This is a genomic window from Streptomyces sirii (assembly GCF_045690365.1).
Classification (GTDB): domain Bacteria; phylum Actinomycetota; class Actinomycetes; order Streptomycetales; family Streptomycetaceae; genus Streptomyces; species Streptomyces sirii.
Genome location: NZ_CP147982.1, coordinates 2,128,081 through 2,141,530 on the forward strand (window position 1 = coordinate 2,128,081; position 13,450 = coordinate 2,141,530).

Genomic DNA, 13,450 nt, shown 5'->3' on the forward strand with positions numbered 1-13,450 from the left:
CGTGTGCCGCGGGCCCGGCCCGGTGCCGGGCCCGCCGATGCGCACCACCCTGCCGACCTGCGCTTACGGTTCCCTTCGGGTCTGCTTACGGTCCCTTCGGGCGGGCCGCTCACCTCCGCCGGCCACCGGCGTGCTCCCGCCGTCCCGTTCGCCTCCCGTACGGGCCGCCAGCCCCGCGGAGGCCAGCAGCAGCATGCCGAGCAGGACGAAGGGCGCGGCGGTGCCCGCGAGGCCGGCCAGCAGACCGGCGCCGGCCGGGGCGGCGACCTGGCCGAGCCGGTTGCCGGTGAGGCGGAGCGCCAGCGCCGTACTGCGGGCCCGCTCGGGCGCCGCCTGGACGACGGTGGTCATCGACAGCGGCTGGCCGACGCCCAGGCAGAAGCCGAGCGCGCTCAGCATCACCGCCAGCGCCCAGACCGGGACCGGCAGCATCAGGCCCCCGCACAGCAGCCCGGCCAGCGCGCAGCTGCCGGCCATCAGCGCGGTGCGCCCCAGCCACCGGATCATCGGCGTCATCACCAGCCGGCAGGTGATGGTGGCCGCGGCGCGCAGGCTGAGCAGCAGGCCGATGGTGGTGGGGGCGATCGCCCGGTCCTCGCCGACGACGGGGAGGTAGGCGGTGAGCACGTCGGTCGCGGAGAGCACGGCCAGGCTCATGAAGATGCCGGCCGGGACGCCGCGGGTGCGCAGGATGTGGCGCACCGGGACCGGCGCTCGCGCCGCGGGGGCCGGACCGCCGGCGGCCGGTGCCCGGCGGGGGCGCTGTTCCAGCCGCCAGAGCGAGACGTAGGAGACGGCGGCGACCGCGCCGGCGACGATCAGGGCGGTGGCGCTGGTGGGCGCCATCCGGCCGTCGTGCTCGGAGATGACCAGACCGGCGGCGCCCGGGCCGATCAGCTGGCCGAGCGAGGCCCCGACGGTGAAGTGGCCGAAGTTGCGGTCGCGTTCCTCGGGTGCGCTGCGGCGCGCGACGATCGACTGGGCGCCGATGACGAAGCACAGATGCCCCAGGCCCATCACCCCGCTCCAGGCGGCCATCGCGGGCAGCGACCCCGCGAGGCCCGCGAGCGCGCAGCCGCCGCCGATCAGCGCCACCCCGACGACCAGCAGGGGCGCGCAGCGGCCCTGGTCGGTACGGCGGCCGAGGGGGACGGCGGCCAGCAGCGGCAGCAGCGCGTAGCAGGCGGTGATCACGCCGATGGCGCGCTCGTCGGCGCCCAGGGCGAGGGCCCGGTAGGAGACCGCCGGCCTGGCCATGCTCACCGCTCCTTGTGCGAAGGAGAAGGTGATGACCAGCCGCAGCAGCCAGCTCCTGCCGGGCCCTCGGGTGTCGGCCGCGGTCATCTAGATGATGCCGAAGAGCAGACCGGCTCCCAGGACCACGAGGGAGGTGAGGGCGGCCCATTTGACGGTGAACTTGGTGTGGTCGCCGAACTCGACCTTGGCCATGCCGACCAGCACGTACACCGCGGGCACCAGCGGGCTGGACATGTGCAGGGCCTGGCCGACGAGGGAGGCACGGGCGATCTCGATGGGGGCGACGCCGTGGGCGGCACCGGCCTCGGCGAGGATCGGCACGATGCCGAAGTAGAAGCCGTCGTTGGACATGAAGTACGTCAGCGGGATGCTGAGGACGCCGGTGACGATGCCCATGTGCGGGCCGAGGGCGTCGGGGATGCCGGAGACCAGCCAGCGGGCCATGTGCTCGACCATGCCGGTCCCGGTGAGCACGCCGGTGAAGACGGCCGCGGCGAAGACCATGCCGGAGACGTTGAGGACGTTCTCGGCGTGCGCGGCGATGCGGGCCTTCTGGTCCTTCATCTGCGGGAAGTTGACGGTGAGCGCGAGGGCCGCGCCGAGCAGGAAGAGCACCGGGATCGGCAGCGTCTGCAGGATCAGCAGGGTGAGCAGCGCGACCGTGAGCGCGGCGTTGAACCAGTAGAGCTTGGGGCGCAGGGTGGCGCGCTGCGGGTCCAGACCCTGGAGGTCCAGGTCGCGCGGGTCGCCGTCGGGGTCGGTGGGCGCGGCGCCCCCGGTGGGCTGCTTGCCGGCGGCGGGTGCGCCGCCCTTGGCGCCGGTGCCCGCACCGACCAGGACCTGCTCGGTCTCCTTCTCCTCCGCGGTCTCGGAAACGATCCGGGTCTCGCCCAGGGTCAGCACGCCCAGCCGCTTGCGCTCGCGCCGGCCCAGGACGTACGCGAGGGCGAAGACGGCGACCAGGCCGACGGCCAGGGCGGGGATCATCGGGATGAAGATGTCGCCGGCGTCGAGCTTGAGCGCGGTGGCGGCACGGGCGGTCGGGCCGCCCCAGGGGAGGGTGTTCATCACGCCGTTGGCGGTGGCGGCGACACCGGTCATGACGACCAGGCTCATCTTCAGCCGCTTGTAGAGCGGGTAGAGCGCCGAGACGGTGATCATGAAGGTGGTGGAGCCGTCGCCGTCGAGCGAGACTATCGCGGCGAGCAGCGCGGTGCCGACCACCACCCGCACCGGGTCCGCCTTGCAGAACCTCAGGATGCCGCGGACGATCGGGTCGAAGAGGCCGACGTCGATCATCACCCCGAAGTAGATGATGGCGAACATCAGCATGGCGGCCGTGGGGGCCAGGTCACCGATGCCCTTGACGACATAGTCGCCCAGGCTCGCGCCCTGGCCGACCAGGACGCAGAACAGCGCGGGAATGAGCACGAGCGCTGCCATCGGTGACATCTTCTTCATCATGATCAGCACCAGGAAGGTGGCGATCATGACAAATCCGAGGATTGTCAGCATTAGAGGTACCTCACGTTCGCCCTTGAACATCAGCCGGGGGTGGCGGTCGAGGTGACGTTAGGTGCCGCAAAGTTTTGTTAACAAGGCCTTGACGCGCGAGCAATAAGAGCAAAACCCCAGGTCAATAGGGATCTCAGTGGACGGGCGTGAGCACAACGGGCAGTCCGTTGAGCACCGCGGTCCCCGAGAGCGGGTCCAGCAGCCGGCCCGCGTTGAGCTGGTTGACGTTCACGCCGGGGTCGGCGGCGGCGACGGTGAGCCGGGTGCCGGGCCGGTCGTGGCCCCAGCCGTGCGGCAGGCTCACCACCCCCGGCCGCACCGAGTCGGTGATCTCCACCGGCACCTCCACTTCACCGCCGTCCCCCTTCAGGCGCGCCGCGCCGCCGTCGGCCAGCCCCAGGCGTGCCGCGTCCTCGGGGTGCACATGGACCGTGCAGCGGTTGCTGCCGCCCACGAGGGCCGGGACGTTGTGCAGCCAGCTGTTGTTGGAGCGCAGATGGCGCCGGCCGATGAGCAGCACCCCGTCGGGCAGCTCGCCGAGCCGACCGCGGAGCCGCGCGGCCTCGGCGGCGATCGGCTCGGGGCACAGTTCGACGGCGCCGCTCGGGGTCTTCAGCACGGCCGGCAGGCGCGGGGTGAGCGGGCCCAGGTCGATACCGTGCGGGCTGTCCAGCAGCCGCGCCAGTGAGAGCCCCTCGGGGTCGGCGCCGAAGCCCTCGCCGTACGGGCCGAGCCGCAGCATCATGTCCAGCCGCCGCTCGGCGCCGGCCTCTCCGATCAACTCCGCGGCGAGTTCGGCCGGTTGGCGCCCGTGCACCGGGGAGTGCGGATCGGTGACGGCCTTGGCGAGGGCCGCGTCGATCACCATGGCGTCCACCAGCGCGGGGTCCGCGCCGTCCTGCCCGCCCGCGCACAGGATCAGCCGGGCCTGGATCTCGCACTCGTCGGGCCGCCCCTCGGCGAGCGGGAGGACCGGGCGGGTGTAGCGCGCCTGGTTGCGCACGGCCAGGGCGTTGAAGGCGTAGTCGAAGTGGGCGCTGCGGGAGGGCGGGGGCGGCGGCAGCACCACATCGGCGTGCCGCGAGGTCTCGTTGAGATACGGGTCGACGCTCACCTTGAAGTCCAGGGAGGCCAGCGCGGCGTCGAGCCGGTCGCCGTCGGGGACGGACAGCACGGGGTTGGCGGCGATGGCGACGGCGGCCCGCACCCGGCCCTCGCCCGGCGTGTCGATCTCCTCGGCGAGCGCCGCGATCGGCAGCTCGGACTTGGCCTCGGGATGGCCGGAGACCCGGCTGCGCCAGCGCCCCAGCACGAAACCGCGCCCGGGCTTCGGCGGGCGGGGCGCGGCACCGGTGGCGGACAGCGGGAACATGAGACCGCCGGGGCGGTCGAAGTTCCCGGTGAGCACGGCGGTTACGTCGACGAGCCAGCTGGTCAGGGTGCCGAACTCGACGGTGGTCGAGCCGATCCGGCCGTACACCGCGGCGGTCTCGGCGGCGGCCAGCTCGCGGGCCAGCCCCCGGATCCGCTCGGCGGGCAGATCGCACAGCGGGGCCACCGCCTCGGGCGTGAAGTCCGCCGCCAGCCGCTCGACCTCGTCGACCTGGACGATGTGCCCCGCCCGCTCCCCGAGGTCGACCAGGCCCTCCTCGAACAGGACCCGCACCATCGCGAAGAGCAGCAGCGCGTCGGTGCCGGGCCGGATCGCGAGATGCTCGTCGGCCAGTTTGGCGGTACGGGTGCGTCGGGGGTCGATCACGGTCAGCCGCCCGCCGCGGCGGCGCAGTGCCCTGATCCGGCCGGGGAAGTCGGGCGCGGTGCACAGGCTGCCGTTGGAGTCCATCGGGTTGGCGCCGATGACCAGGAGGTGGGCGGTGCGGTCCAGGTCCGGTACGGGGATGGCCAGCGGGTCGCCGTAGAGCAGTCCGCTGGAGACGTGCTTGGGCATCTGGTCGACGGTGGAGGCGGTGAAGACGCTCCGCGAGCGCAGGCCGGCGAGCAGCACCGGCGGGTAGAGGGCCCCGGCGACGGTGTGCACGTTGGGGTTGCCGAGCACCACGGCGACGGCGTCGGGGCCGTGCGCGTCGAGAACCGGGCGCAGCCCGGCCTGGACGGCGGCGAACGCCTCGTCCCAGGTGGCCTCGGTCAGCCGGCCGTCGCGCCGGACCAGGGGGCGCACGAGCCGGTCGGGATCGGCGTCCACCTCGCCGAAGGAGGCGCCTTTGGGGCAGATGAAGCCCTTGCTGAAGACGTCGTCGCGGTCGCCGCGGGCGGCGGTGATCCGGTCGCCGTCGAGGGTGACGGTCAGCCCGCAGGTGGCCTCGCAGAGCGGGCAGATGCGCAGGGCGGTACGGGTCATCGGTCCCTCCCGGGGACGGTGCCGGCGATGGGGGTACCCCCTGCTCGTGGGGGTCCCCCGCTCGAGGAGCCGAGAGCGGGGGAGGGGCCGAGAGCTTGGGGGGAGGGCTGCGTACCGTCCGACCATACCGACCGGTAGGCATGAGGGCATCCCCCCGACGGAAATCCGCCAGCCGACCGGCCGCATTCACGCCCCCGGGGCCGTCCGCCTCACTCCCGCGCGTCCAGATACCGCGCCAGATACGACCGCAGCAGCAGCTTGGCCTCGGTGACGATGGCGGGGTCGCCGGCCGGATCCGTGCGGAAGGCGAGCTGCAGCAGCGCGTCGGCCGTCTCGACGCCTACCAGGAACGCGGTCCGCAGCCGCTCGTCGGCGGCGTCCAGGCCGAGCGGGCCGGCGAAGAGCACCAGCAGCCGGTCGGCGACCAGGTAGTTGGCCTGCCGGGACTCGGTCGGGGCGGGAACGGTGAACTCCACCAGGGCGAAGCCCGAAACCGTCCGCTTCATGGCGAGGTACTCGTCGACCACCACGTCCATCGCGCGCCGCCACTCCAGCGGGACGCCGTCCGGCACGGTCAGCCGGGTGGTGATGCGGTCCGCGTAGGCGTCGAGGTTGCGCCGGGCGAGCGCCTCGGCCATGGCGCGCTTGTTGGGGAAGAACCGGTAGACCGAGCCGATCGGGACACCGGCGCGCAGGGCCACGGCGCGGGTGCTCAGCTCCTCGTATCCGGTCTCCTCCAGCACCTCGGCGCAGGCGTCGAGGATTCTGGCCAGGCGTTGGGCGCTGCGCCGCTGGACGGGGGCGCAGCGCAGCGGGACGGGCGGCTGGGCGGGGCGGGGCGTCGGCTGCTGCACCCGACCATCCTGCCCGCCCTTACGGCCGAGCGTCTCCGTTGACGACCCCCTCAGTGAATCCTAAGGTCTTGCATAGGATTCCTTGAGCGGCGGGAGCACGCGATGGCAGGCACGGGCAACGAGCAGGCGAGGAAGACGGCCGAGGGGCTGGTGTACACCACCGGCTTCGGCAACGAGCACAGCTCGGAGGCCGTCCCCGGCGCGTTGCCGGTGGGCCGCAACTCCCCCCAGCGGGCACCGCTCGGCCTCTACGCCGAGCAGCTGAGCGGGTCGGCGTTCACCGAACCGCGCGACCACAACCACCGCTCCTGGCTCTACCGCATCCGCCCCTCGGCCGCACACCCGCCGTTCGTCCGCGCCGAGCAGCGGGCCCTGCGCTCGGCGCCGTTCGCCGACTGCGCCCCCGACCCCAACCGGCTGCGCTGGAACCCCCAGCCCGCGCCCGAGGGCCCGACGGACTTCCTCGACGGCCTGTGGACGCTGGGCGGCAACGGCGACGCGACCCAGCGCACCGGCATGGCCGTCCACCTGTACCACGCCAACACCGCCATGGACCGCCGGGTGTTCAGCGACGCGGACGGCGAGCTGCTGATCGTGCCCGAGCGGGGCGGACTGCTGCTGCGCACCGAACTCGGCCTGCTGCGGGCCGAACCGGGCGAGGTGGCGCTGATCCCGCGCGGTGTGCGCTTCCGCGTCGAGCTGCTGGACGCCACCGCCCGGGGCTATGTCTGCGAGAACTACGGCCGCCCCTTCCAGCTGCCCGACCTCGGCCCGATCGGCGCCAACGGCCTGGCAGGCGCCCGGGACTTCCGCGCGCCGGTCGCCGCCTACGAGGACGTCGAGGGCCCCGTCGAGGTCGTCAACAAGTTCTGCGGCAACCTCTGGACGGCGACCTACGACCACTCTCCGCTGGACGTCGTCGCCTGGCACGGCAACCACGTCCCGTACGTCTACGACCTGCGCCGCTTCAACGTCATCGGCTCGATCAGCTACGACCACCCCGACCCGTCGATCTTCACCGTGCTCACCTCCCCGTCCGACACCCCGGGCCTGGCGGGGGTGGACTTCGTGGTCTTCGCGCCGCGCTGGCTGGTCGGCGAGGACACCTTCCGGCCGCCGTACTTCCACCGCAATGTGATGACCGAGTACATGGGTCTGATCGAGGGCGCCTACGACGCGAAGACGGCCGGTGAAGGAGGTTTCGTCCCGGGCGGCGGATCGCTGCACAACATGATGTCGGCCCACGGGCCCGACCGGGAGACCTTCGACCGGGCGAGCGCCGCCGAGCTGGTGCCGCAGAAGATCGACGACGGGCTGGCGTTCATGTTCGAGACCCGCTGGCCGCTGACGCTCACCGCCCAGGCCCAAGATGCCGACCATCTCCAGCGCGGCTACGACGACGTATGGCAGGGTCTCCAGCGCCACTTCCGCCCTTGACACCCGGGGAACGCTCGTGACCACCTTCGCTCCCGACTCGCTGGACCTGAACCGCAAGCTGCCGCTGTGGTATCAGGTCTCGCAGTCGCTGCGCGCCTCCATACTGGGCCGCTCCCCCGAGGCTCCGCTGCGGCTGCCCACCGAGGACGCGCTCGCCGCGCACTACGGCGTGAGCGTGCTGACCATGCGCCAGGCCCTCAAGGAGCTGGAGGCGGAGGGCCTGATCAGCCGGCACCGGCGCCGCGGTACGTTCATCGAGCCGAGCGCGCGGCGCGGGGCGCCGGTGCGGCTGCTCGGCTCGGTGGACACGATCGTGGCCCAGCAGTCGGGGATGAGCACCGAACTGACCGAGCACGGACCGGTCGCGGTCCCCTCCGAACTGGCCGGGTACTTCCCGGAGTTGACCGAGGTGACCGGATTCGGTCGGCTGCGCGGGGACGAGGAGACCGGCGAGCCGACCAACCACGCGCGCAACTACGTACGGCCCGACATCGCCGCCCGGATCGATCCGGCGGACCTGGTGCGCTGGCCGATGACGAAGGTGCTGCGGGACGCGGTGGGGGTGCGCATCAGCCGCATCACCGACACCGTCGAGGCGCGGCTGGCGGACCCGGAGACCGCTCGCCTCCTGGAGGTCCCACTGCTCAGCCCGATCCTGCACTACACGGGCGTCACCTACGACGAGGCCGGCCGCGTGGTCGACGTCGCCCTGATCCACTACCGCGGCGACCGCTTCTCCTTCACCGTCACGCTGGACGCGCACTGACCCGGCCCCGCCCCGGGTTCAGATCCGCTCCAGGCTCCGCCCCGTACTGCGCGGGCCCAGCAGCGCCACGTCCAGGCACAGCAGCAGCATCAGCCCGGCCGAGCCGGTGAACACCGCGGCCGGGCCGAGGGCGGTCAGCGCGCCGAGCGCGACGAACGGCAGCACGACCGAGGTGAGCCGGGACAGCGAGTAGGCGATACCGATCGCGCTGCTGCGCAGTCCGGTCGGGAAGATCTCGGTCTGGTAGACGTGGAAGGCGTTGGAGAAGACGTTGCTGCACACCGTCAGGGCGAAGCCGAAGGCGACGACGGCCCAGGGGGCGGAGGCGAAGCCGAAGGCCAGACCGCAGCCGGCGATGCCGAGCGCCGAGGCGATGATCAGGGAGCGGCGCTCGAACCGGTCGATGAGCGGGATGGACAGCGCGGAGCCGATCGGATAGCCGCAGAAGCTCAACGCCGCGTACAGCAGCGACTCGGTGACGGTGTGGCCCTTGGCGACGAGCACCACCGGCGCCAGCGATGCGAAGCCGTAGTAGCCGACGGTCTGCAGCACCTGGAAGATCCACCACATCACCGTCCGCCGCCGCTGGTCGCCCCGGAACATCTCGCCCAGCGGCACCCTCCGCTCGGGTAGGGTCTCCGCCTCCGGTACCGACGGCAGACTGGTGCCGGTCTCCCGCGCCACCCGCTCCTCGATGCCGGTCACGATCCGCTCGGCCTCCGCGCCGCGCCCGTGGACCGCCAGCCACCGCGGCGACTCCGGGAGCCGGCGGCGCATCAGCGGGACGAACGCGGCGCCGAGCGCACCGGCGGCGAGCAGCCAGCGCCAGCCCTCGATTCCCAGCGGCTGGTGGGCGGCCACCAGCCGGGCGCCGAGCAGCGCGGCGACCGGAACGCCGACGAAGCCCAGGGTGTAGGCCCGGGCGAGGTAGCGGCCGCGCACCGCCCGCGGCAGCAGCTCCGCGAGGTAGGTGTCCACCAGCACCAGCTCCGCGCCCAGCCCGAGGCCGGACAGGAAGCGCAGGACCAGCAGCCAGCGCAGATCCGGGGCGAAGGCGCACCCGAGCGAGAACGCCGCGTAGAGCCCCAGGTTGACCAGGAACAGCCGGCGCCGCCCCCACCGGTCGGCGAGCACCGACAGCACGTTCGCACCGACGAACATGCCGAGGAACCCGGCGGCGATCACACCGGACTTGGCGGTGTGCCCCAGGTCCCACTGCTCGGCGAGGACCGCGGCCAGCACCCCGCCGAGGAAGATCTCATAGAGGTCGAAGAAGGCGCCGATGCCGACGACGAGGGTGATCCGGCGGTGCCAGCGGGACGGCGGAAGCCGGTCCAGCCGGGCGGCGACCCGGTGGCCGACGGGGGGCCCTCCGCGCCGTTCGGGCGTGGGTGAGGCGGTGTCCGTCAAAACGGTCCTCCCTGAGCATGCCGGGCGTACGCCTCAGGACCGTACTCCGCCAAGATCAGCAGGCGGAAGACCGCGTCGGCGGCGGGCGGGGCCTCGGGCGCGGCGCGGCCGCGGGGCCCGTGGATACCATGCCGGGGTCAACCGAACGGTCCGGGAGGGGCTCCGCGTGACGGCGAAGCAGGACGCGCCACGGCTGTCGGATCTCATGCCGTGGTCCGTGCCGCCGCTGCGGCTCGGCCGCTCCTGGGTGCGGGCGCCGGATCCGGCCGCCCTGCGCGCCCGTTGGGCGGCACTGGTGAACGCCGAGGACGCGGCGGCCCGCGAGCGGCTCTTTAGGCCGTCCCGCGCCCGCACCCTGCACTCCGCCGTCGGCCAGCTGCCGGGCCAGGCCACCGGGACCGGGCGGCTGTACCGGGCGAGCGGGCCGTGCCCCGAGCCGGTGCGGATCCTGCACGGCCCGTTCGACCAGCAGTGGCTGCTGCCCGACCACCGGCTGATCGACGCGGCCCGGCCGGAGCTGTGGCGGGTGGCGGACGCACGGCAGCTGTACGCGGTCGGGTCGGGGCCGGTGCCGGAGCCGGCCGGCCCCGCGGTGGTGTGCTCGGCGCTGCTGCCCGACGGAAGCGTGCCGGCCGGTCGCCCCGGGCGGATCCACCCGCTCTACCGGCGCCCCGGCGGACAGGAGCCGAACCTTCCCCCGGGCCTGCTCGCGCTGCTCGGCCGCCGCCTGGACCGCCCGGCGGGCCCGGTGGACCTGCTCGCCTGGATCCTCGCCGCCGCCCGTCACTCCCCCGACGGCGCGGTGGTGCCGCTGACCGCGGACCCGGAGGTCTGGGACCGCGGAGTCGCGCTCGGCACCCGGCTGTTGTGGCTGTTCACGCGGGGCGGCCACGCGCCCGGGGGCGGGCCGGCCGGCTCCGGTGAGCGGCCGCGGATGCCGGGCGGCCGCCGCCCGTACGTGCGCTCGGCGCTGCCCGCCCGCGGGCTGCCCGAGACCCTCGGCTACGACCCGGAGGGCGAGGCGCTGCTGCTCGGCAGCGGCCGTATCGCGCCGGTGCCGAAGGGAGCGTGGGAGTTCCACGCGGGCGGCGTACGCGTCCTGGAGGCGTGGTTCGCCCAGCGCACCGGCGCGGGGGCGGACGGGGCACCGCAGCCCGAGGCCGGTTCGCTGGCCGCGCTGCGTCCCGCCGACTGGCGCCGGGAGTGGACCTCGGAACTGCTGGAGCTGGTCACCGTCCTGGCGCTGCTGGCCGAACTCCGTCCCCGGCGCGAGGAACTGAACCGGCGGACGGCGGACGGTCCGCAGCTGACGGCGGACGGCCTGCGGGCGGCCGGCGTGCTGCCCGCGCCGGTCTCCGCCTACCGCCCGGCATCCGTCCTCGACCACCACGAGGAGGGCCCGGAGGGCCAGTTCGCGCTGCTGTGAGCCAGAGGGCGGCGCCTTTGGCCCGTCAGCCGGTGCCGGGGGCCGCGGACGCCTCGTAGGCGTCGAGCACCCGCCCGATCAGGCGCGCGAAGACCTCGTCCGGGTCGCCGGCCGGTGCGCCCCTCGTCAGGGCGCGGGCCACCAGCGGATACCGTCCGGTGCCGACCACCGTGCGCAGATAGCCGGTCTGTGCCGCGAGCCGCGCCTCGGGGCTGTGGCCGGACTCCTTGGCCTGTTCGGCGGCCGCCTGCTCGGCCGAGGCCATGGCGAGCACCGTGCCGTTGACCAGCGAGATCAGCTCCAGCTTGAGCCCGTCGTCGAGGCCTGAGCCCTCCAGGGCGGCGAGGCAGTACTCCATGTAGCGCAGGGCGTTGGGCCCCAGGAAGTTGTGCGACAGCACGGCGCCCGGCATCCAGGGGTGACGCCGTATCATCTCCCGCTCCTGATGGGCGAGTGCGAGCAGATCGGCGCGCCAGTCCCCGGAGGGCCGGTCGGGCAGCCGGTACTCACCGCCGACCAGATCGACCATCAGGTCGACCAGATCACCCTTGCTCGGCACGTAGTTGTAGAGCGACATGGTGGCGCAGCCGACCGCGGTCGCCACCCGGCGCATGGAGACCGCCGCGAGCCCGGACTCGTCGGCGATCCGCACCGCCGCCTCCGCGATCTCGTCACGGGTGAAGGCGGGCCTCGGGCCGCGGCCCGCCCGCTCGGGTCGCGCCCAGATCACCTCGGGTCCGGCCGCACGGCCACTTGCTGCCATGGATCGATCACCTCGCCACCATCCTAGTTACGTACAACGTACGCAGATGCCGAGGCGGCCGCCCGGACACGAAAAAACCACCCGTCACGACGTGACGGGTGGTGCTGGGCGGACCGGTCGGGCGGGGGCGGGCCGGCCGCCCGGTAAGCCGCTGGTGAAGCGGGTCAGCCGTGCCCCCCGAACAGCGAACGCCGCAGCCTGCGCAGCGGCGCGAACAGCGACACCCTGGCGCCGCGACCGTTCCTCGTACGCGCGTGATCGCGCGCGGTGAGCTCCTGCATCAGCGAGGTCGCGCCCTCCGTCTCCCGCTGCGGGATGGCGGGTCCACCCAGCACCGCGAGATGGCGGTCGAGACGCGCGCTGGACGCACTGCTCCCGCAATTGACGGCAGGGACTCTCGCCCTGCTACGCACTGTTATCTGTTCCATAAATCTCCCCACCCTTACGAGGGCACCCGGCCCGGGCAGGGTAACCCTATCTCTCTTGGCGGACACGCGTGCAGACCGGTCAACGGATTCACCTGCCTCGCCTTGACGTTGACGAACACCATACGGAATGTCACGTACAAGGCGCGTACCAGGGCGAGTTGAGGGACCGTCGGGCTTCGGCGGAGGTATCCGGAAGCGGCCGACGGGGTGCTGGAACGCCCGGGGAGAGACCGGGATCTCATGGACTCTCCCCGGCGCCCGGTGTGCGGGTCGTCACGCGGTGGCGGCGAACACCGGCTGATACCCGCCGGACTGGCCGGCGGCGGTGGGGTGGTAGGACTCGTCGACGGGAAAGGTCACGCTGCGCAGCCAGGCGCTGCCGGAGCACAGCTCATGGCCGGCGAAGGTGGCGGTGACATCGCCGAAGGCGAAGCCGTGGTCGGCGGCGCGCTTGGCGGTGACGCCGTTGATGGCGTCGGCGGCGGCGTTGATCGCGGTCCGGGACTTCTCGGAGAGGCCGCCCACGCAGCTTCCGCCGAGTTTGTAGAAGCGCGGATAGCCCAGGACCACCACGCGCGCGTTCGGGGCCCTCTGGTCGATCGCGTCGTACACGGAGTCGAGCTTGCCGGGCAGGGTGTTGTCGATATAGGTCCGGGCCTGCGCGACGCGGGCCAGGCAGGCGCTCTCGCCCTGGAGCGCACAGGTCGTCATGGTGTCGGCGAAACCGGCGTCGTTGCCGCCGATGGTGATGCTGACCAGACCGGTGGAGGCGTTGAGCGGGCCGAGCTGATTGTTCACCACATCACCCGTTCGGGCCCCGGAACAGGCGGTGAAGGCGAACGAGGAGGGGGTGTGCGCGGCGTTCCAGAGGGCGGGGTAGGCCCTGTTGCTGCGCTTGCAGGAGCCGCTGGTGCCGTCGTAGCCACCGGCCCCGACACCTGAGGAGTACGAGTCGCCGAGGGCCACATAGCCGGTTGCGGTGGGGAGTTGGGCGGACGCGGCGGCGCTCGCGCCGGTGAGCGCGAGCGCCGTGGTGACGAAGAAGGCGGACGTCAAGGCCGCGAATCGGGACAGTCTCATGGAACCTCCCTTAGCAGGATCTCTGCCATATCCGTCGTAGCAAGGTTCACGGACAGTCGGAAGTGTTCATGTCAAAAGTCATTTGGTAGTTCATGGCAAATCTGCCGATCCGGGCGGATGTTCACTGCCATGTCATTGCATTGCCGTGACGTGCA

General features: G+C 72.8%; 11 protein-coding genes. 3 read left to right on the forward strand and 8 right to left on the reverse strand.

The features are described 5' to 3' along the window. Nucleotides 1-63: 63 nt before the first annotated feature. The 4 genes from WAB15_RS09675 to WAB15_RS09690 all read right to left on the reverse strand — a co-directional run bounded on the left by WAB15_RS09675 (nucleotide 64) and on the right by WAB15_RS09690 (nucleotide 5,985). A complete protein-coding gene (locus WAB15_RS09675; protein ID WP_407285974.1) occupies nucleotides 64-1,344 on the reverse strand; it encodes an MFS transporter in 1,281 nt (426 codons plus the stop codon). Next, on the reverse strand, nucleotides 1,345-2,772 hold the full coding sequence (locus tag WAB15_RS09680) for a CitMHS family transporter (protein WP_407285975.1): 1,428 nt from the start codon (nucleotides 2,770-2,772) through the stop codon (nucleotides 1,345-1,347). A gap of 133 nt (nucleotides 2,773-2,905) precedes the next feature. Then, nucleotides 2,906-5,131 carry a molybdopterin oxidoreductase family protein gene (locus tag WAB15_RS09685; protein WP_407285976.1) on the reverse strand — a complete coding sequence of 742 codons (2,226 nt, stop codon included), beginning with the start codon at nucleotides 5,129-5,131 and terminating at the stop codon, nucleotides 2,906-2,908. Nucleotides 5,132-5,340: 209 nt separating this feature from the next. Continuing rightward, nucleotides 5,341-5,985: a TetR/AcrR family transcriptional regulator gene (locus WAB15_RS09690; RefSeq protein ID WP_407285977.1), complete on the reverse strand. Its 645-nt coding sequence runs from the start codon at nucleotides 5,983-5,985 to the stop codon at nucleotides 5,341-5,343. Nucleotides 5,986-6,087: 102 nt separating this feature from the next. On the opposite strand from WAB15_RS09690, the gene hmgA reads away from it, so the two are divergent. Both hmgA and WAB15_RS09700 read left to right on the forward strand, forming a co-directional pair. After that, the gene (gene hmgA, locus WAB15_RS09695; protein ID WP_407285978.1) at nucleotides 6,088-7,422 is read left to right on the forward strand and encodes a homogentisate 1,2-dioxygenase; all 1,335 of its coding nucleotides are present in this window, start codon (nucleotides 6,088-6,090) and stop codon (nucleotides 7,420-7,422) included. A 16-nt stretch (nucleotides 7,423-7,438) separates the two neighbouring features. After that, nucleotides 7,439-8,188: a GntR family transcriptional regulator gene (locus tag WAB15_RS09700; RefSeq protein WP_407285979.1), complete on the forward strand. Its 750-nt coding sequence runs from the start codon at nucleotides 7,439-7,441 to the stop codon at nucleotides 8,186-8,188. An 18-nt stretch (nucleotides 8,189-8,206) separates the two neighbouring features. Here the strand turns inward: WAB15_RS09700 and WAB15_RS09705 are convergent, their stop codons facing one another. Then, nucleotides 8,207-9,598: an MFS transporter gene (locus WAB15_RS09705; RefSeq protein WP_407285980.1), complete on the reverse strand. Its 1,392-nt coding sequence runs from the start codon at nucleotides 9,596-9,598 to the stop codon at nucleotides 8,207-8,209. A gap of 166 nt (nucleotides 9,599-9,764) precedes the next feature. On the opposite strand from WAB15_RS09705, the gene WAB15_RS09710 reads away from it, so the two are divergent. Further along, nucleotides 9,765-11,024, forward strand: coding sequence for a type ISP restriction/modification enzyme (locus WAB15_RS09710; protein WP_407285981.1), 1,260 nt, complete (start codon nucleotides 9,765-9,767; stop codon nucleotides 11,022-11,024). 25 nt (nucleotides 11,025-11,049) lie between these two features. Here WAB15_RS09710 and WAB15_RS09715 read toward each other — a convergent pair whose 3' ends face one another. The 3 genes from WAB15_RS09715 to WAB15_RS09725 form a co-directional block, all read right to left on the reverse strand. Continuing rightward, nucleotides 11,050-11,787, reverse strand: coding sequence for a TetR/AcrR family transcriptional regulator (locus WAB15_RS09715; protein WP_399144398.1), 738 nt, complete (start codon nucleotides 11,785-11,787; stop codon nucleotides 11,050-11,052). Between the two features lie 164 nt (nucleotides 11,788-11,951). After that, entirely contained in the window at nucleotides 11,952-12,215 is a 264-nt protein-coding gene (locus WAB15_RS09720; RefSeq protein WP_399144399.1) for a hypothetical protein, read from the reverse strand. Nucleotides 12,216-12,488: 273 nt separating this feature from the next. Continuing rightward, a complete protein-coding gene (locus tag WAB15_RS09725) occupies nucleotides 12,489-13,295 on the reverse strand; it encodes an SGNH/GDSL hydrolase family protein (RefSeq protein WP_407285982.1) in 807 nt (268 codons plus the stop codon). Nucleotides 13,296-13,450: the final 155 nt, after the last annotated feature.